This window comes from Halosaccharopolyspora lacisalsi (assembly GCF_014137975.1).
Taxonomy (GTDB): Bacteria; Actinomycetota; Actinomycetes; order Mycobacteriales; family Pseudonocardiaceae; genus Halosaccharopolyspora; species Halosaccharopolyspora lacisalsi.
This window is the reverse complement of record NZ_JACGWZ010000004.1, coordinates 111,650-131,834: the sequence shown is the minus strand read 5'-3', so window position 1 is coordinate 131,834 and position 20,185 is coordinate 111,650. Positions and strand designations below refer to the sequence as shown.

The 20,185-nt window shown below is 67.6% G+C and carries 13 protein-coding genes; 3 read left to right on the top strand and 10 right to left on the bottom strand.

Going from position 1 to position 20,185, the window contains the following annotated elements; all coding sequences use genetic code 11:
* Positions 1-18: 18 nt before the first annotated feature.
* The 5 genes from FHX42_RS14705 to FHX42_RS14685 all read right to left on the bottom strand — a co-directional run bounded on the left by FHX42_RS14705 (position 19) and on the right by FHX42_RS14685 (position 6,393).
* Positions 19-747, bottom strand: coding sequence for a tyrosine-protein phosphatase (locus FHX42_RS14705; protein ID WP_182544966.1), 729 nt, complete (start codon positions 745-747; stop codon positions 19-21).
* Positions 748-1,061: 314 nt separating this feature from the next.
* Positions 1,062-1,532, bottom strand: coding sequence for a hypothetical protein (locus FHX42_RS14700; protein ID WP_182544965.1), 471 nt, complete (start codon positions 1,530-1,532; stop codon positions 1,062-1,064).
* Positions 1,533-1,620: 88 nt separating this feature from the next.
* On the bottom strand, positions 1,621-4,293 hold the full coding sequence (locus tag FHX42_RS14695; protein ID WP_220480421.1) for a bifunctional acetate--CoA ligase family protein/GNAT family N-acetyltransferase: 2,673 nt from the start codon (positions 4,291-4,293) through the stop codon (positions 1,621-1,623).
* A gap of 10 nt (positions 4,294-4,303) precedes the next feature.
* Positions 4,304-5,479: an acetoin utilization protein AcuC gene (locus tag FHX42_RS14690; protein ID WP_182544963.1), complete on the bottom strand. Its 1,176-nt coding sequence runs from the start codon at positions 5,477-5,479 to the stop codon at positions 4,304-4,306.
* A 62-nt stretch (positions 5,480-5,541) separates the two neighbouring features.
* Positions 5,542-6,393 (bottom strand): sulfurtransferase, encoded by an 852-nt coding sequence (locus tag FHX42_RS14685; protein ID WP_182544962.1) that lies wholly within the window; start codon positions 6,391-6,393, stop codon positions 5,542-5,544.
* A gap of 102 nt (positions 6,394-6,495) precedes the next feature.
* Between FHX42_RS14685 and FHX42_RS14680 the strand changes: the two genes are divergently transcribed.
* From FHX42_RS14680 to galE, 3 genes are all read left to right on the top strand, one after another.
* A complete protein-coding gene (locus tag FHX42_RS14680; RefSeq protein WP_182544961.1) occupies positions 6,496-7,191 on the top strand; it encodes a metal-dependent transcriptional regulator in 696 nt (231 codons plus the stop codon).
* Complete coding sequence (gene galK, locus FHX42_RS14675) at positions 7,188-8,366, top strand: galactokinase (RefSeq protein ID WP_182544960.1); 1,179 nt, start codon at positions 7,188-7,190, stop codon at positions 8,364-8,366. Before FHX42_RS14680 ends, galK begins: the two co-directional genes overlap by 4 nt.
* Positions 8,367-8,453: 87 nt before the next feature.
* Positions 8,454-9,410, top strand: a complete 957-nt coding sequence (galE, locus tag FHX42_RS14670; RefSeq protein ID WP_182544959.1) for a UDP-glucose 4-epimerase GalE — start codon at positions 8,454-8,456, stop codon at positions 9,408-9,410.
* A 14-nt stretch (positions 9,411-9,424) separates the two neighbouring features.
* Here the strand turns inward: galE and FHX42_RS14665 are convergent, their stop codons facing one another.
* The 5 genes from FHX42_RS14665 to nrdR all read right to left on the bottom strand — a co-directional run bounded on the left by FHX42_RS14665 (position 9,425) and on the right by nrdR (position 19,516).
* Entirely contained in the window at positions 9,425-10,525 is a 1,101-nt protein-coding gene (locus tag FHX42_RS14665) for a DUF4192 domain-containing protein (RefSeq protein ID WP_182544958.1), read from the bottom strand.
* Positions 10,526-10,618: 93 nt separating this feature from the next.
* Entirely contained in the window at positions 10,619-14,014 is a 3,396-nt protein-coding gene (locus FHX42_RS14660) for a phosphodiester glycosidase family protein (protein ID WP_182544957.1), read from the bottom strand.
* Positions 14,015-14,047: 33 nt separating this feature from the next.
* A complete protein-coding gene (locus FHX42_RS14655; RefSeq protein ID WP_182544956.1) occupies positions 14,048-15,856 on the bottom strand; it encodes a Xaa-Pro dipeptidyl-peptidase in 1,809 nt (602 codons plus the stop codon).
* Positions 15,857-16,056: 200 nt separating this feature from the next.
* On the bottom strand, positions 16,057-18,879 hold the full coding sequence (locus tag FHX42_RS14650; protein ID WP_182544955.1) for a vitamin B12-dependent ribonucleotide reductase: 2,823 nt from the start codon (positions 18,877-18,879) through the stop codon (positions 16,057-16,059).
* Between the two features lie 175 nt (positions 18,880-19,054).
* Positions 19,055-19,516 (bottom strand): transcriptional regulator NrdR, encoded by a 462-nt coding sequence (gene nrdR / locus FHX42_RS14645; RefSeq protein WP_182544954.1) that lies wholly within the window; start codon positions 19,514-19,516, stop codon positions 19,055-19,057.
* Positions 19,517-20,185: the final 669 nt, after the last annotated feature.

The window sequence follows — 20,185 nt, the reverse complement described above, 5'->3', positions numbered from 1 at the left end:
CACGCGTGGGGAAGGCCGTCAGGGCATGGTGTTCACGAAACGCGCCCGCCACCGCTCGATCTCGGCGCTGGTGGCTCCCTGAGCGAGCAGCCACCCCGTGGCGCCCCCCTCGCTGCCGTCGAGTTCGTTCAACACCGTTTCGATGGCCTCCGTCGGTGCCGAGATCAGTTCCTTGACCGCCTCTTCTTCGACACCGGGAGGTAGGGCGGGTGCTTGATCGAGCCGCTGCAACACGCGGTACATATTGCGGTCGGTCCGCACGTAGTCGGCGACGATGGCGTCCGGGCGCACCCCGGCGGTGCGGAGCAACAAGGCGGAAGCCACTCCGGTGCGATCCTTGCCCGCCGCGCAGTGCAGCAAGACCGGGCCCTCGGTTTCCACCGCGATGCGGAAGATCTCCAGGATCCTTCCCGGGGCGTATTCGAGGATGTACTCGTACAGAGCGCTCAAGCTCAGCCATTCCTCGTCCGGAGAGCTCCGCAGGCCTTCCAACACCGGAACCGAGTAAACCGTGCTCAACCCTGTCAACGGATGCCTGTCAGCCTTCAGCTCGGCGCTGTCCCTCAAGTCGACTACCGCTGCAGGCGGCCACTGCGCCATCCCCTCCGGTGCGCAGTCCCCGTAGTGGGGAGCGTCACTGCGATACAGCACCCCTGTAGCGGTGACTTCCTCGTCCTCGGTGGGCAGGCCACCCAGGTCACGGAGGTTCACCAACTCGTCGGGGATGTTCGTCGCCTGTTCTGTCATGGAACGCACCCTCCTCGGCTCTTCACTCTCGTATCACGAGTGTGCCCGCCTCGCAGCTCACACTACAGCGCTACCGGCCTCCCCCGGATATATCCGCCGCGGACCGGGCACGAAAATCAACCGGGTACGCCGCGGGCGGGAGGCACGGTACCGAGCAGTCCCGCCGGTCCCGTTCGTTTCCGACATCAAGTCGGAGGACGCCTACCTCGAACGGCTCCGGCCGGCGGGACGCCTCCCGAAACGACGCGTTTCTCCCGCAGGAGGACCGCCTCCTGCGGGAGAAGCACCGCGCTCGTTCTCACGCGGGGATGTGGCTACTTCGGCACCTTCACATCACGCTGTTGCAGGACGATCGTGCGCTTACCCAACGGAGCGTCCAGCTTGGCCGCGACCTCGGGATACCGGATATCCATGGTGCACATCTGAGGTTGCTGTGGAATTTCCTCGACGAGGACGACGGTGACCCGACGTGTGTTCTCCCGGGCGACTTCGGCGTGGACCCTGCTGCAACCGCCTTCCTGTCCCGTGGCCACCACGACGGTGCCCTCGTTCTGGGTCCACACCTGGCGCGGATAGCCCTCCGGGAGCTGGGCTTCGACGGACGCGGCGGGTACCTGCTCGCGCTGTTCGACGGGCTTAGGCTTGACCGGTTTCGTCGGTGCCTCCTTGCTCGGAGGCGGAGCCGGCGGCTGCCCCCCGAAGCCCACTTCCGGTTGCTTGTCAGCGCAGGCTGCTACCGCTAAAAGCAGGGCGCCCGCGCCTACTGCGGTGTATAGGCGTCTCATGCCCCGAAGACGGGAAGTCCCCCCTGCCGGGTTGCAGATTCGGCACACCCATCCGGACCTCGACTCCGCGTCGTGGGCAGGGCCTCGATCAGCGCAATCGCCTCGGTCCGGTGTCCGGTGAAGTCCCGGAAGGCCCGATGCCGAGAACGGCACCGGACACGTAGGCCCCGCTCGCCGAGGCCAGCACCGGCTCCAACGTCAACTCCCGGATTTCCGGCAGGTCCTCGGCCAACGTCGCCACCCGCCACACGAGGTCCTCCAGCGCCTCGAGATCAGCGGGTTGGCCACCCCGATACCCGGTCAGCAACGGTGCCGCCCTGGGGGCGCGCACGAGCGCGGAAACATCCACGTCGGAGAGGGGGACCGCCCGGTAGGCACGGTCCCCGAGCAGATCACTGGCCACGCCCGAGAGACCGAACGACACGAGCGTGCCGAACGAGGGGTCGTCCATCAGGCTGACCACGCACGAGTTCCCCTTCGGCGCCATCCGTTGCACGTAAACGTCCTCGACCCCGGATATCCGCCACAGATCCTGGTAAGCCTGCCGAACCACGTCGGGAACCGCGAGATCGAGCCGGACGCCGACGAGGTCGGTACGGTGCCGCAACCGTTGGCTGGCCGACTTCAGTACGACGGGAAACCCCAGTTCCTCAGCCACCGCGACAGCCTGCTCGGCGTCGGTGACCAAGCGAAAGGGCACGACATCGATGCCGTAGCAGCCGAGCAACCGCACCACGCGTTCGTCGGCGAGCTTGCCCTGCCCCTCATTCAGCCACTCTTCCACCAGTTCACACGCCCGATCACGGTCGACGTCGTCGGGACGCCGAAACTCACCCTGCGGAGCGGCGCGCCACTTCGCGTACCGGGTGACGCGTGCCAACGCCAGCACAGCTCTCTCCGGGCTGGGATACGACGGCACCGAGCCCCAACCGGCACTTTCCTCCCGGCCTGGCACCGCGAGCTCGTCGGGCACTCCCTCCGCCGCCAAGAAGGTGGTCACGACCGGCTTGGACGAGATCGTCTCCGCCTCCTGGAGTGCTTCCCGGATCGCCCGTGCATAGCGGGCACCCGGTACCGGCACCGGTGGAGCGAACACCGTCACCAGCGCATCGACGTCATCACGCAGGGCTGCCGCGCGCACCGCGGCGGCGAACTCCTCCGGTGCCGCCGCCGCTCCCACGTCCACGGGTTCGGCCGCCAGGTGCAGCCCCTGGTCCAGAGCGACATCGGCGGCCAGCATCCCCAGTGCCGACGAGTTGCCGACCACGGCGAGCCGCTCACCGAGCGGAAGCGGCTGATGCGCCAGGAGCAGGGCGGTGTCGAACATCTGCGCCACCGAATCCACGCGAATCACGCCGGCCTGGTCGAACAGCGCCTGCACACTGGCCTCGTCCACCTGCACCGAGGTGGCGGCCAGGCCGGCACGGACCGCGTTGCGCCCCGACTTCACCGCCACGATGGGTTTCGTGCGAGCGAGCCTGCGGGCGAGCCGAGCGAACTTGCGAGGATTGCCGAAGGACTCCAGGTACAGCAGCACCACATCCGTGCGAGGATCCGTCTGCCAGTACTGCAGCAGGTCGTTGCCGGACACATCGGCACGGTTGCCGGCCGAGACGAACGTGGACAACCCCAAACCACGCTCGGTGGCCGTTGCCAGAATCGCCACCCCCAGCGCCCCCGACTGGCTGAAGAACCCCGTACGTCCCCCACCGGGCAACTGGGGGGCCAAGCTCGCGTTCAACTGGCAGGCGGGGTCGGTGTTGACCACTCCCAGGGCGTTCGGTCCCACCACCCGCATCCCGTGCACTCGTGCGGCATGCACCATCCGGCTTTCCACGTCGCGACCGGACACCCCCGCCTCGCTGAATCCGGCGCTGACGATCACCAACGCCTTGACCGCCTTGGTCAGACACGCGTCGAGGACCTCCTCGATGCCCGAGGCGGGAATCGCCACCACGGCGAGATCGACCTCGTCGGGAATGTCCAGCACCGAGGAGTAGGCGCGAACCCCGCGCACGGACCGGTGCTCCGGGTTGACCGGATAGACGGGACCGGCGAACTCGGCCGTCAACAGATTGGTCAGTACAGCGTGGCCGATCTTGGAGGAGTCCGTGGAGGCACCGATCACCGCCACCGATCGCGGGTGCAACAGGTTGTGCACGCTGCGGGCCTCAGCGGCCTGCTCCCGCCCCCTGGACACCTCCAGGGACTCCTCGGTGAGGTCCAGCGGGAACTCGAGGTGCACCACACCTTCCTCCATCGCGCGCGTGACCTGGTAACCGGCGTCGCGGAAGACACGCACCATCTGGGAGTTGTCCGCCAGCACCTCGGCCACGAACCGGCCCAGGCCACACTCCCTGGCCGCAGCGGCGAGATGCTCCAGCAGGATCGAGCCCAGTCCTCGTCCCTGGTGGTCGTCCCGGACCACGAAAGCCACTTCGGCGGAGTCCTGCTCATCGAGTCGGTCGAAGCGTCCGACCGCTACGATCTCGTCGCCGAGCAACGCCACCAGCGCGACCCGGTTGACGTAGTCGACCTGGCTGAAGCGTTCGACGTCGCGGCGCGGCATCCGCGGATAGGCTCCGAAGTAGCGGAAATACCGTGTCCGGTCGCTGAGCCTGCCGTGAAACGCCACGATCTGATCGGCGTCCTGCGGCGTGATCGGGCGAACATGGACCGTCCCACCATCGGAGAGCACCACATCGGCTTCCCACCGACGTGGATATCCCTCCGGCTGCGGTTGCTGACTGTCTCCGTCCAATGCCGACCTCTCAGTCACGACTGTCGAACGGGTCGAGGCCGTGCAGGGGGAACACGGCCTGGCGAGTGTCGCGGATAGCGGTGTCCACCGATGAGTGAGTCACACCGTCCCACGGTACGAAGGAGCTGTCGTAGCCGTCGCTCATCGAAGTGGGCAGAGGTGTGTTACCGGCCACTCGGGCGGCGTGCGCCATCCAATCCGCCGGCAGGGTCGTCTCGGGGGCGAGATCGGCATCCAGCACCGTGGCCAACAGATGCGTCCACGCGCGTGGGACCACCCGGAACAGCGAGTAGCCACCCCCTCCGAGTACGAGCCACTTCCCCCCCGCGTATCGCTGGGACCATTCCCGCAGAGTTCGGTAGATACTGCGTTGACCATCCACCGACAGGGCGAGATCGGCCAGCGGATCCTCCCGATGCGGATCCGCACCACACTGGGTTACCAGCACCTGCGGGCGAAACGAGTCCAACAGCGACGGCACGATGGCGTGTGCGGCACGCTGCCACCCTGCGTCGTCGGTGCCCGGGGGCAACGCGACGTTCACCGACCGTCCCGCCGCATCGGGGGGACCGCACTCGCCCGCGCTACCGGTACCCGGCCACAACGTACGGGGGTGCTGGTGCAACGAGATCGTCAGCACTCGGGGATCGGATTCGAACGCGGCCTGCACACCGTCACCGTGATGAACGTCGATATCGAGGTAGGCGATGCGTTCGAAGCCCTGCTCCAACATCCAGGCGATGGCCACGGCACAGTCGTTGTAGATGCAGAAACCCGCGGCGTGATCACTCATGGCGTGATGCAGACCACCCGAGATGCTGATCGCCCGCTCGGCCCGACCGGACACGATCTCCTGAGCGGCCCCGCGAGAGCCACCGGCGATCAGTGCGGACGCCTCGTGCATCCGATCGAAGATCGGATTGTCGGCCGTCCCCAACCCGTGGCCGACCTCCGGACCCACCGTGGGGGCCGAACGAACGGCGTCGATGTAGTCGGGGCGGTGCACTCGCTCGAGGTCCTGGTCGGTGGCCTGCGAAGGTACTACCGGTTCGACGCCGTCCAGCACGCCCAGCGAGCGCGCCAGCCGCATGGTCAAATCCAACCGAACGGGATGCAGCGGGTGTTCGCCTCCGAGGTCGTACCCGAGAACCGACTCGTCCCAGAACACCGCGCACTCACTGCCCATGGGGAGACGCTACCTTTCTTGTGCCGTTCCACACAGCCGCTCGACCCAGCACGAGTGCGCGTTCATCCCGGCTGCTCCCCCGTGGCCGCCGAGCGCCGGGGATCGGAAACCCAGTCCGACCACGAACCGGCGTACAGCCGTGGCGGGTTGTCCGGGCCACTGACACCGGCCTGTTCCAGGGCCAGGATCACCGAACACGCGGTCACGCCCGAACCGCAGTACGCGCCGACGGGCGTGTCACCGGTCACCCCCAGGTCCGCGAACCGATCGGCGAGCTCGGCGGGAGAACGCCAGCGGCCCGCGGAGTTCACGTGTTCGGCGAAGGGCGCGTTGACCGCTCCCGGGACATGGCCGGGTCTGGGGTCCATCGGTTCGTGAGCACCCCGGTACCGCTCCGGGGCCCGCGCGTCCAACAACAGGCCCTCGCGAGCCAGTCGGGCCGCCCCTTCCGCCTCCACCACCGGAAGCTGTCCCGGCTCGACCCGAAAATCGCTCGGTGCGGGCCGCGGTTGTTCCTGGGTGACCGGCCTGTCCTCGGCCACCCAGGCGGCGTACCCACCGTCGAGTACCGCCACCTGGCCGTGTCCGGCCCAGCGCAGCAGCCACCAGGCCCGAGCCGCCGCCGATCCGTCCCCGTCGTCGTAGATCACGACCGGCAGGGTCGAGTCGACTCCTGCGCGACGCAGCGTCACTTCGAGCGCATCAGCCTCGGGCAACGGATGGCGTCCCCCTCCGGAGGAGGGCGCGGCCAGCTCTGTGTCCAGATCCACGAACACCGCTCCGGGCAGGTGACCCCGTTCATAGTCCTGGCGACCCGGTGGGCCCTGCAGCCTCCAGCGAACGTCCAGCACCGTCGGCGACGATTCTCGACGCAACATCCCGGCCAGCTCGTTTGTGGTGATCAAAGGACTCATGGTGTCGCCTTCCTGCACGGTGATCGAAAGCGGGACGTGGGCAGTGACCGGTTGTCGCCCGGTACGGCTAGCATTGAGAAGTGGACTGAATGGGGAGCCAGCGTGAACGATCTCATCGATACCACCGAGATGTACCTGAAAACCATCTACGAACTCGAGGAGGAAGGCGTCGTTCCACTCCGCGCCCGAATTTCGGAGCGGTTGGAGCAGAGCGGGCCGACGGTGAGTCAGACAGTAGCTCGCATGGAGCGGGACGGACTACTGTCCGTCGCCGAGGATCGCCACCTGGAACTCACCAAATCGGGTCGCGCGCGGGCGATCGAGGTCATGCGCAGGCACCGGTTGGCCGAACGACTCCTGGTCGATGTCATCGGCCTCGAGTGGGAGCACGTCCACAGCGAGGCGTGTCGGTGGGAGCACGTGATGAGTGAGGCCGTGGAGGTCAAACTGGTCACCCTGATGAGCAACCCGAAGACCTCGCCCTACGGCAACCCGATTCCCGGTCTGGACGAGTTGGGCGTCGGTGAACCCGCCCCTCCCGCCGAGGTCGACCTGCAGCGTGTCGACGAGATCGCCCGCCACGGTGGTGGCCGTGCCCTGGTATGCCGTATTGCCGAGCACGTACAGCTGGATCCCGATCTGATGAGTGAGCTCAAGAGCGTCGGCGTCGTGCCGGGCAGCGACATCGACATCGTCTCGGTGGTCGGCACGAACAAACCCATCGAAGTACGAGGCAGCGAGGGCAGTACGCAATTGCCACCGACCATCGCCCACGCACTTCTGGTCCGGTCTCGATGAGCGCGGGCGCACGCGCGGCGAAGGCCTTCTCCGAGGAGCACGGACACGCCCCCGACAGGGTCTGGTCGGCTCCCGGCCGAGTGAACCTGATCGGCGAGCACACCGACTACAACGACGGGTTCGTGCTCCCGTTCGCGCTGCCGCACCGCACAGCGGTGGCGGTGGCGGCCAGGACGGACGGGCTGCTTTCGATGGCGACCGTGGGTGACGACGGGCGATTGCAACGGTCGGAGCCGATCGCCCTCGACGATCTCGCTCCCGGAGCTGTCCGGGGTTGGGCCACCTATCCCGCGGGCGTGGCCTGGGTGCTCGGCGAGGCCGGTGTGGCGTTGCCGGGAGCCGAACTGGTCATCGTCGGCGACGTCCCGACGGGGGCGGGACTGTCCTCCTCCGCCGCACTGGAATGCGCGACGGCGCTGGCGCTGCTCGACATCGCCGGCTACGGACGCGACGGTACCGATGCTCCCGGTCTTTTCGAGGTCGCCCGGTGGGCCCAGCGCGCCGAGAACGAGTTCGCGGGAGCTCCGACCGGACTCCTGGACCAGACGGCATCGCTGGCCTGTACCGAGGCACACGCCCTGTTTTTCGACGTTCGTTCCGGTGAGACCGAACAGATTCCCTTCGACCTCGACAGCGCCGGCCTGGAGCTGTTGGTGATCGACACTCGGGCCAACCATGCGCACAGCGAGTCGGGGTACGGAGAGCGCAGGCGGGGCTGTGAACGTGCCGCGGAGCTGTTGGAGCTCAGGGCACTGCGGGACGTCACGGCGACGGATCTGGAAGACACCCTGGCACGGCTGCCCGAGGATCTTCGTCCCCTGGTACGGCACGTCGTCACCGAGAACGACCGTGTCCTGGCGACCGTGGAGAAGCTGCGCACGGCGTCCCCCACCTCGATCGGGGACCTGATGACGGCCTCGCACGTGAGTATGCGCGACGACTACCGTATTTCCTGCGAAGAGCTGGACGTCGCCGTCGATGCCGCACTCACGTCGGGAGCGGTGGGGGCTCGTATGACCGGCGGCGGATTCGGCGGCTCGGCCATCGCCCTGGTTCGGTCGCAGGATCGGACCGCCGTCGAACGGGCCGTGCTCGAGGCGTTCGAGCAGCGGAACCTGGCCACACCCCGGTTGTTCACCACCGTCGCGGCAGCCGGAGCAGGACGCGACCTGTAGCACCATCACCATGCCCGGGCAACGGGCGACGGTCGCGGACGATGACCCCGTTCGCGACGACGCTCCTCGGAGAAAGGCGGTAGTCGGGTGAAGCTCCTCGTGACGGGCGGAGCGGGATATGTCGGCAGCGTGTGCGCGGCACGCCTGCACGAGTCGGGGCACGAGGTCGTCGTGGTCGACGACCTGTCCACCGGCCACGCCGACGCCGTCCCGGACGGATGTCGATTCGTCCAAGCCGACATCGCCGAGTCGGCCGCGGCCCTGCTGGCCGAGGGTTTCGACGGCGTGCTGCACTTCGCCGCCAAATCGCTGGTCGGTGAGTCCATGCAGGACCCGTCGAAGTACTGGTGGGGCAACGTGGTGACCACGCTGGCACTGCTGGAGGCCATGCGCACACACCGCACTCCCCGCCTGGTGTTCTCCTCCACCGCCGCCGTCTACGGCGAACCGGATACGGTCCCGATTCCGGAGAGCGCCGCGACTCGCCCGACCAACACCTACGGTGCCACGAAACTCGCGATCGACCAGGCGATCACCTCCTACGCGACCGCCTACGGAATGGCCGCCACGAGCCTGCGCTACTTCAACGTCGCCGGAGCATACGGCGCGTTCGGAGAGCGGCACACCGTGGAGACCCACCTGATTCCCATCGTGCTGCAGGTCGCTCTCGGCCTGCGGGAGCAGGTCCAGATGTTCGGTGACGACTGGCCGACGGAGGACGGCACGTGCGTACGTGACTACATCCATGTCACCGACCTCGCCGATGCGCACCTGCTCGCACTCGAGCAGGCCCAACCGAACCAGCACGGTATCTACAATCTCGGCAACGGCACGGGGTTTTCCGTCAAGCAGGTGGTCGATGCCTGCCGCGAGGTCACGGGACACCCCATCCCCGCTCTGGTCGCTCCACGACGGGAGGGCGATCCGGCATCGCTGGTGGCCGCCAGCACGCGCGCGCAGCAGGAGCTGGGGTGGCAACCCGTACGCTCCCAACTCAGTCGGATCGTGATCGACGCCTGGGAATTCGCACGCGCCCGGCAGTGAAGCACGCTGCCGGGTCACCGGGCACCGTCCTCGTCGATGAGGAGCTGAGCATCACGGGCCGCGTCGACGATGGCGACTTCGAGATCGGACGGCGGGAGCCCCGCTCCCAGTGCCTTCCGCAACAGCGTCCCCAGACTGTGCTCGGGTCGCGACTCCTCGACGCGTTCCAGAGCGATTCCCGCCAGCGCGCCGTCACCCCGCACGTAGGCCGAGAACGCCAGCAGAGCGGCCACATCGGCCACTTCCGGAGCGGGCGCCCGGCGTACCAACGTGATCCAGAGTTGTTCGGCCGCCGTCGCCAGGCTGGTGCGACAGGTGCCCAACGCCAGGTCCCGGACACGGGCGTCCGACAGCGCGATCAGCACGCGGAGCATGTCCTCCTCGGTCAGCGCGGCGCCATCGGCCGTTCGGCGAATCGCCGCCAAGACGATCCGCACATCCGCTTCGGGTGATCCGCCGGCGCAGACCCTTTCCTGCTCGATGTCCTCGTACATCGCGTCCAGCCGCGCCGAGCGCCGCGCGATGCTCTCCTCGCCCTCGGGAGTCAGCAGGGCGGCGAGATCCTCCCGCGATTCGAAGGTCACCACCCCCGCCACCGCCATGGCCGCCGCCAGTGGCGACGTGTCCGGGTCGGGGACCTTTCCGGTACGACCATCGCCGTAGCACCACCACGGGCTTTCCGCCCGGATCCGCGGCGTCCAGACGGCGTGGAGCACCGGCGACCCCATGTCGCCGAACTCGTCGCGAAGCATCCCGACCAGCTCCGAACACGGTGGGGTGGAGGCCGGTGGAGACGCGGCCTCCCCCGGACCGGCGACATCCGGTGCGCCCTCGGTAGCGGAGTCTCCGGACGAGCCGCCGACAACGGCCATGATCACCGCATCGACGTGCTGGTTGCCCATCGGACCGTGCACCACGTGTTCGACGAAATCGTTCACCCTGTCGAGCGGGGGAAGATCGACGCGCAACGTCATCCCGAGCCGCTGTGCTTGCCGGTCCACCACGATGAACACGATCGAGTCAGTCGGACGGAAACCCACCATGTGGGGAACGGCCGCGAGGACTTCTCCGGGGTCGGTCAGTGTGATCGTGCTGTGCAGCGGTGTTGTCGTCATACTTCCACGATCAGCGGCATTGCCGTGGAATAACAGGGCGAAGTCGACAACCTGGGGACACCCGTGGTGCTTGTGAACAACTCGGAATTCGCCTCATCCCCGGGAGACCGCGACACGCACCTGCCGCGTCACCGCGTTCACCGTGACGCCGAGTTCGGCGCTACCGGGGTGCAGCGCCGTCAGCAAGCCCGTACCCGGGTCGAACGCGGCCACGTCCCGGGGGGAGGCGTCCTCGGGAACCCCCACGTGCAGGTTGGAACCCCCCCACCAGTCGGCACCGACCGGGTAGGAAACCGGAATCGTCCGCTCGCCTTGCACGAGCTCGGCCGTGACTCGCTGCCGAGACCCGACCGTGACATGTTCCGGAGCGTCGATGCGCAGCTTGTCGACGTACGGACGTGGTTGCCAACGAATCGGCCGGCGTTCGTCCGTCGGTGACAGACACAGCAGGCTCCAGCCGGTGAACCCACCGTCATCGGAGGCGGTCGACGGTGTCTTCCCCGCGTTGCCGTTGATCAAGTGGGGCACTCCGTCCACGGTCGTGGCGTGGAAAGTACCCGCGTGCGCGGCGACCGAGACCGCCGGTTTCCCGCTCGCACGCTCGAACTCGGTGAGCCACTCGGTCACGAGATCGGCCTCCAGCGGATCCGACAGCTCCGAGGAGTCAGCGGGAGTGGGGTCCTCGTCGGGGTGGTGCCGAAACACCGCGACCGAGGTGATCGACGGGTCTCCCACGGCGCCATCCAGCGCACGGCGCAGCATCGTGATCTGGTCGAATCCGCTCGCTCGCAGCGAGCCGCGCGAGGAGTCGAGCGTCACGAACCGGGTCCCTCCGCTGTCGACGACCCCGTGACCACGCCCGAACTCGGCCGTGAACTCCCCGAGATCACCGGGTCCGTAGGTTTCGTGGTTGCCCGGTACGTAGACCCACGGCACCCGATCACCGACTTCCTGGCGGACGACGCGACGCGCCAGGTCGAAGTCGGCGGCCGTGCCACGATCGACGAAGTCGCCGTTGATGACGATCATGTCGGGATCGGCGGCCACCGCCTGCCGCAAGGACCGTCGTGCCCGCCGGACCAACCATCCGTTCGGATCCGCTGCGGTGAACTGGGCATCGCTGACCACTGCCACGCGATTCGCCGCGGACGGGCAGGTCCCGTCCTCCACCACCGCATCGGCCTCGACGGCAGGCGACTGCGGAACGCGAACGGGTGGGGACACCGATGCGGTCAGATCGTCGAACACCAGCCGCCCCCGGTACTGACGGTCCGGGTCCGGTTCCACGACGTAGAGCCGCCGCAATCGCAGCTCACCACTCAGCTCCGCCGGCAGTGGTGCCTCGACGTAGCGCCAACCGGTCCAGTCCACGTGTCGAGCGAGGTCCACCGTCGTGGCCACACCGGCCTCGTCGACCACGGTGAATCTCAGCCAACCACCGTGTCCGTCCCCGTTGACCCAGCCGCCGAGCTTGCGGGTACCTTCCGGCAACCGCAGGCTCGGGTCGGCGTCGACGTAGGCGGCACGGGTCGCGGTCGTGCCGCTGAGCGAGTAGTCGAGCGCCAATCCCGGTGTTCCGGCACGTCCTGCTGCCTCGCTCAACCGCGCGCGCACCTGCTGCGGGTGGACGCTGGTACGCCAACCACGAACCTCGTCCATCGCCGACAACCGCTCCGGACGCGAGCCCACCGCCACTCCCACCCGCGTCACCAGGTCCCCGACTCTCGCCGTGATCACCGTAGCCGCGGAGGGGGCCAGAGCGGTCACCACGAACCCGTCGCGATCAGGACTGACGCGCAGGAGTCGCGGATCGTACCGCAACTGCACGTCGGCGGGTCGTACCCGGGTGTGAAACCCCTCGTCGTCGTAGCCGATCACCCGGAAACGGCCTCGGTCGTGACGATGGTCCAGCCGCAGTCGTTCGGTGCTGGTGGACAGCCGCACCGGAGGACCGAGCACGGTCAGCCCGGTTTCACCGGCGACACCACCACGGGTGGCGGTCACCCGTGCCGGTCCGGGACGCTCGGCACGGAACACGGCACCGCCCGAGATCGGGTCGATGCGACCGGCTCCGGGAGGGGACACCGTCCACCGCGGAGTCGCCGCGACGGGATCTCCGGTCTCGTCGTGGCCATAAGCACGGAGACCGCGGGTCAGACCGGTCAGTACACGATCACCGTGGTCATCGCCGGCACCCGCTTCCACCCGAAAATCCCGCAACCTTCCACTGCCGGGTGCGGTAGCGAAGCCGATTCCATTGGGTACCGGACGCTGCCGACCCGCCGAAGGCGAATTTCGCACCCCGACCGCGCTGTCCCCGGGTTCCCGCGCGACCAGGGTCGAGGAGCCGCCCCCATCGAGGTTGAGGGCGTCGTCGGCTCCCAACGACTTCAAATGCACCGCTAGTTCACGCTCGGTCATCCCCCGGCTGCGTGCCTGACGACCGTCGACGGTAACCAACCACATACGCTCGCCGTCCGCCGAGAACCCCACCGCCGTGCGCGGGTGCATGGTCGTGTCGTCGACGGACTGTACGACACCGTCGCGCAACAGCACCTTGTTACCACCCACTGCCACGCGTGGCACGGCTCCTCGGGTGCGGGGCCGGTACCGCACGTCGACCCGCTCCCCCGCGCTCATCGAGGCCAATGCCTCGGCACCTGCTCCCACCCCGAGAAGACGTACCGCTCCGGTCGGTATCGACCCCGGGGCCGGAGCGTCACGCACCGCGCGCACCACACCACCCGACACCTCGATCTCTGTGACACGCCGGGCCCCTTCGACCGCGCTCGACCGGGACGCCGTGCCCCAGAAGGACGTGTACACCCCGATGCCGTCCGGAGCCACCTCCGGTGAGTTCAGGTCGGTGGCTGGCAGCACGGAACCGTCAGCTCGGGTGATCTCCGCGTCCAGGAACACGCGCATCAACCGACCGACACGCTCACCGACCGCCGCGACGCGCTCGTTTTCCCCGGAGGACGCGTGCAACAACTCGCCGTTGGCGATACCGACTCCCACCGGAGCACCGGTCGCGCCGATGTCGAAGAAGTCCCCGTTGACCCCGGCCACCGCACCGGTTCGGGCCGCCTGACGCGACAACGACGCTCGTTCGCTCGCCTTACCGGGATGCAGATATCGCGCGTGCAACGCGGGGTCGGCGAGGTCGGCCGCGAGCACGTCTCCCCGAAGCCACCCGCGGGGGCCGAATCGGTCGAACTCCGTCAGGTGCAGGCCGGCAGCGACCTCGGAGGTCGTGCTCCCGGTCTCGATTCCTCCGAGCACTGTGGAACGATCATTCGCCCCGGACGGCCGAACACCGACCGCCCCCGCACGCTCCGAGGACGCCGTCCCCTCGACAGGGGGCGGCCCCAGCGGTGCGGCCTCGGCCCCGGGAGCGGCGCTGGGTGCCGGGAGCACGCTCGGCAACACGATACCGACCACCACCGTGGTCAGGAGTTTCACGCCGATCCCGCCACGACGCCGGTGCATGCGAACCTCCCGAGCGCGCTCCGCTCCGCGGGATCAGCGCCACTGCCGAACCGAACCCACCACCGGCACGCGCACACGACTGGCTCCCAGGTCCAGGCTCAACCTCGTGCCGGGATCCGGGCGGAGCGTGAACTCGTGATCGCTGGAAAGCACCACGAGCCCCAGCCTGTGTCCGGTGGGAAGCACGTAGTCGTCGGGCATCATCCGCACACCGATCCGGTACTGACGACCGGGCCGAATCGGCGATGTCCGGTCGAGCGAGTGCCGATTCTGCGGATCGGTCCAACCACGAGTGATCGGGGTCGTCGTCCCGTCCGGAGCCAGGTCCACCAACATCGCGGTCACGTTCGCCGCTCGCCGGTCGAACGACAGCGCGAGGTCGGCGCTCACGGTCCCGCTGATGCGCACCGGCTCAGCCGACGGCCCGGTGAAATAAGCCAACCGGTGGGGGGAACTCGGCGCCGCCGCCAGCTTTTCCGCGCGCTTGCTCGCGTCGTCCCGCAACACCTCGGTCACATCGCGGTCGCCCCGTGCGGACACGCTCAGCCCCCCACGCTGGTCACCGCCCGACGACGGTTTCAGCGGCACCTCGTGCGCTCGCGGAGCGGGCCACTCCGGCTCCCGGGTCCAACTGGAGTCCTCCCGCTGAATCGTGGCCCTCGATTCCCGCTCGACACCGTTTTGCACGCCGTGGAGATAGCGGGTGAACCAGCGATTCACCGTGCGCAACCACTCGTCCTTGCGCAGCGTGATCGGATCCGTGTGACCGGACTGGTGCCACCAGATCTTGTGCGCGACGCCGTTCTCCCGTAGCGCCTCGTACCACTGAGCGGCCTGCTTCGTCTTGACGTTCCAGTCGTTGAGCCCGTGGGCCATGAGCACAGCGGCTTCCACCTCGTCGGCGTCGTCGAGGTAGTTGCGCTCGTCCCAGAAAGCGTTGTAATCGCCTGTGCGGCGGTCCTGCTTCGCGGAAAGCCGCGCGATCTCCCGACGACAGTCCGCGTCGTTGGTGTGCACGGCCTTGGCCAGGACGTCGGTGTCCTCACCCTGATAGCCACCGGGCGCGACCACCGCTCCGTCGGCTCGGTAGTAGTCGTACCAGCTCGAGATCGCGCCGATCGGCACGATCGCTTCCAGGCCCTCGACCCCGGTGGCCGCCACCGCGTTCGGCAGCGTGCCGTTGTAGGACACTCCCATCATGGCGACCTCACCCGTCGTCCAGTCGGCCGCTACCGGGTTGCCCGCGCCGTCCCGGGCGGGTGCCCGCGAATTCAGCCAGTCGATCACCGAACGAGCGCCGATCGTCTCGTTGCGGCCCCCCGAGGTGGGGCAACCGGTGGAGGCCCCGCTCCCGAGCGATTCGGCGTAGACCACCGCGTAGCCACGCGCGAGCAGGTATTCCTCGTAAGGCCAACTGATCGCGGCGGCGCTCCCGCCCGCCATCGCCAGCCGTTCGTCACCGGCTCGTTCGCTCGACCGACCGGAACCCGACGTCGAACCCGGTCGTCCCGGCGCGTAGAGCTCCCTGTCCACACCGTGGTTGGCGACGTCGTTCAGTCCCGCGTAATACGGACTGGCCCGATAAACGACCGGAACGTCCAAACCTCGTTCGGTCGCCTTCGGACGGACCACCTGAACGTGCACCCGGTCGGATCTGCCGTCGTGGTCACTGTCCACGGGAGCCCGGACAAAAGCACTTTCGCGTATCGCGCTGCTCGGATCGAAAACCGGCTGGGCCGCACCGTTGTCGAACACCGGGCCGGGCGGAGCGGCCGCGGCCGGTAACCCTGTCGAGAGAAGTGCGGTCACCGTCGCGAGCAGGATCGTTCGAACACGCCACATGCGCTGTCCCGGGGAGCCGACGACAAGTCAATGTCGTCCAGCGTTGACCGCCCGGGCGAGGATGTCAATCACTGCGCACGGCGTTTTCTCGCCATTCGACGAATCGGGTGACGCGGCACTGCCCCCCACGACGAACGGCGGGAAGCCGACTTCCGTCGACTCCCCGCCGTGGTCCACTTCGGTTACCCGGTGACCGCGAATCAGCTGCAGCCGGAAGTGGCCCCGCATCCCTCGCACAGGTAGCAGGCACCGGAAGGACGCATCTTGGTGCCGCAGGTCATGCACAGCGGTGCGTCCGCGGCCTTGCCCAACCTCAGTTCCATCAGCTCGGTCGAACTCCCCACCGCCTGGTTGTCCTCACCGCCGGACCGGGAGGAGTCGGACGAGGAGTCCACCGTGGAGCGCATGGTGTCGAGCTCGGCACCGCCGGCAGCGGGCCCGGAATCGTACTCGGCTGCCTGCGCGTTGCGCTCGTCGATGGTGAAGATGCCCAGCTGCGCCCGCTTCTCGTAGGACAGGTAGTCCAGCGCCAGCCTGCGGAACAGGTAGTCGAGCACACTGCTGGCCATGCGCACGTCGGGATCGTCGGTCATCCCGGCGGGTTCGAAGCGCACGTTCTGGAACTTGGATACGTAGAACTCCAGCGGAATGCCGTACTGCAAACCGACCGAGATCGACATCGAGAAGGCGTCCATGACACCGGCCAGGGTGGAACCCTGCTTGCCGAGCTTGACGAAGATCTCGCCCAATCCGTCGTCGGGGTAGGAACCGGCGTGCAAGTACCCCTCGGCACCACCCACGGTGAAGGAGATGGTCTCGCTGGGACGCTTCTTCGGCAGTCGCTTGCGGACCGGACGGTACTCGATCTGCTTCTCGGCGGCCTTGTCGTCGCCCTTGCCCGACTTGCCCGCCGACAGCGGCTGACCGACCTTGCAGTTGTCGCGATAGATCGCCAACGCCTTCAGACCGAGCCGCCAGCCCTCGAAGTAGATCTCCTCGACATCGGCCACGGTGGCCTCTTCCGGCATGTTGACCGTCTTGGAGATCGAGCCGGAGATGAACGGCTGCACCGCCGCCATCATGCGCACGTGCCCCATCGGAGCGATCGAGCGCTCACCCATCGCGCAGTCGAACACCTCGTAGTGCTCCGGCCGCAGTCCGGGAGCGTCGATCACGTGACCGTACTCGGCGATGTACTCCACGATCGCCTCGATCTGCTCCTCCTGGTACCCCAGGGCTCGCAGCGCCCGCGGCACCGTCTGGTTGACGATCTGCATCGAACCGCCACCGACCAGCTTCTTGAACTTGACCAGTGCCAGGTCCGGTTCGACGCCGGTCGTGTCGCAGTCCATCATCAGACCGATGGTGCCGGTCGGTGCCAGCACCGAAGCCTGTGCGTTGCGCCAACCGTTGCGAGCGCCGATCTCCAGGCTCTCCTGCCAGACCTTGGTGGCCAACCGGTGCACGGCGACATCATTGTGGTGGTACGTCCGCACCAGGTCGTTGGCCGCAGCGTGCTTGCGCATCACGCGCTGATGGGAGTCCGCGTTGCGCGCGTAGCCGTCGTAGGCACCGACGGCACCGGCCAGCTCGGCGGAACGCTTGTAGGCCGTTCCCGTCATCAGGGACGTGATGGACGCCGCCAGCGCACGGCCACCGTCGGAGTCGTAGGCGTGACCGGTGGCCATCAACAGCGCGCCCAGGTTGGCGTAACCGATGCCCAACTGACGGAAGCTGCGCGTGGTGTCGCCGATGGCCTGAGTCGGGAAGTCGGCGAAGCAGATCGAGATGTCCATCGCCATGATGACGAGCTCGACGGTCTTTTCGAACAGCTCCGCGTCGAAGGTCAGGTCGTCCCGCAGGAACTTCATCAGGTTCAGCGAGGCCAGGTTGCAGCTGGAGTTGTCCAGGTGCAGGTACTCCGAGCAGGGGTTGGAGGCCGTGATCCGGCCGCTTTCCGGGCTGGTGTGCCAGTCGTTGATCGTGTCGTCGTACTGGATGCCGGGATCGGCCGACTCCCACGCGGCCCTGGCCATCTTCTGGAAGACGTCCCTGCCCCGAACGGTCTCGATCACGGAACCGTCGGTACGAGCACGCAGCCCGAACTTCCCGTCGCTCTCCACCGAGCGCATGAACTCGTCGGTGACGCGAACCGAGTTGTTCGCGTTCTGGTACTGCACCGAGGACATGTCGGCGCCGCCGAGGTCCACGTCGAAACCGGCATCGCGCAGAGCGCGGATCTTGTGCTCTTCCTTCGACTTGGTCTCGATGAACTCGTCGACGTCGGGGTGGTCGACGTCGAGCACCACCATCTTGGCCGCGCGACGGGTCGCCCCGCCGGACTTGATGGTGCCCGCCGAGGCGTCGGCACCGCGCATGAACGACACCGGACCGGAGGCGGTGCCGCCGGAGGACAGCAACTCCTTGGAGGAACGGATCCGCGACAGGTTGAGCCCGGCGCCGGAACCGCCCTTGAAGATCAGTCCCTCTTCCTTGTACCAGTCGAGGATCGACTCCATCGTGTCGTCCACCGACAGGATGAAACACGCCGAGACCTGCTGCGCGGACTCGGTACCGACGTTGAACCAGACCGGCGAGTTGAAGCTGAACACCTGGTGCAGCAGCATCCAGGTCAGCTCGTGTTCGAAGACCTCGGCGTCGTTCTCGGTGGCGAAGTACCCGTACTCCACGCCGTTGCGCACGTAGGTCTTGACAACCCGGTCGATGAGCTGACGCAGGCTGCTCTCCCGCTCCGGCGTGCCCAGCGCTCCGCGGAAGTACTTGCTGGTCACGATGTTCACCGAGTTCAACGACCAGAATTCGGGGAACTCCACACCCCGCTGCTCGAAGTTGACCGTGCCGTCGCGCCAGTTGGTCATCACCACGTCGCGTGACTCCCACGTCACCTCGTCGTAGGGATGCACCCCCTCCGTCGTGTGGACGCGCGGCACCCGGATTCCCCGGTTCGTTCCCTCGTCCTCGGGTTTCCCCGCCGCGGCCGGGTTACCGACGGTCTCTGTCATGGCCTGACCCTCTCCCTTGTCACTCGCTCGTCCTGCCTTGCCCCCGTCCGGGCTCCCCGTCCGGTTCGGCCGCATCCCGTCTTGACCAGGCCCCCGCAAGGCCTGACGCTGCCGCTTCTTCCCCCCGGTGGCGCTGCGAGCGCGCCCACGCGACTTACCCACTGACACTCTCGTTTCACTCGGCGTAGCCGTCGCCGACGGTCCGCAGGTCCGCGATCTCCTTCTCGAAGTCCTCCACCGAGGAGAAGGAGCGATACACGCTGGCGAACCGCAGGTAGGCCACCTCGTCCAGATCGCGGAGGGGACCGAGGATGGCCAGCCCCACCTCGTGGCTGGGCACCTCGGACAGCCCCAACGAACGGATGGCGTCCTCCACCCGATGGGCGAGCTGTTGGAGCGCGTCGTCCTCGACCGGCCGTCCCTGGCACGCCCGGCGCACCCCCCGAACGACCTTGTCGCGACTGAAGGGCTCCGTGACTCCGGAGCGCTTGACCACCGTCAGAACGAGTTCCTCGATCGTGGTGAACCTGCTACCGCACTCCGAACAGGACCGCCTGCGGCGAATGGCCTGACCCTCTTCGACCTCGCGCGAGTCGACGACCTTGGAGTCATCACCTCGGCAGAACGGACACCGCACCGGTACACCCCCTTTCCCGCGAACACCGCCGACCCCGCCGCCTCGCTCGACCAGCTACCGGGCGTAGACACCCGAACACTACTCAAACCCAACCTGTGGAGTAATTACAGCTGTGAAACTACTAGATGTTGTGTCCGACTCTAATCCGCCCCCGAACGGGAGGCAAACCGGCACGGCACGCGCGTGCCGCCTCCGCCGGCACCGGCACGAGGCCGACTCACCACGGCACGACCGCCCCCGGGGGCGGGGCCGCGGGGCTCGGATCAACCCCGGGACGCGTGCCGACCAACCCCACCAACAGGACCAGCAGAAAGCTGAACACGGCCGCGGCGGCGAGCCACCCCCACTCGGCCGCCCCGCGCGAAGGCGCGGCACCGAAAGTCTCACGAGATCCACGAAAGCCCTGCTCGACGAGGTCGGCACGGCGTGGCGCCCCTCCTCGCCGAGCCGGCAGGCTACCGCGCGCACACGACTCGGGCGCGATGGCCCCGAGCGCCGAGTGCGTGCCGCCACGACACGCGGAACCACCCCGACGCGAAGGACCGGAGTCGTTTCCCGCTTCGGTGTATCTGCCCATGACGCCTCCCACGACGCAGCGAGATCGAATTTGTGTTCGATCGAACACGCATGCGAAGCTGTATCATGAACACGCTCCGAATACACCAAAAC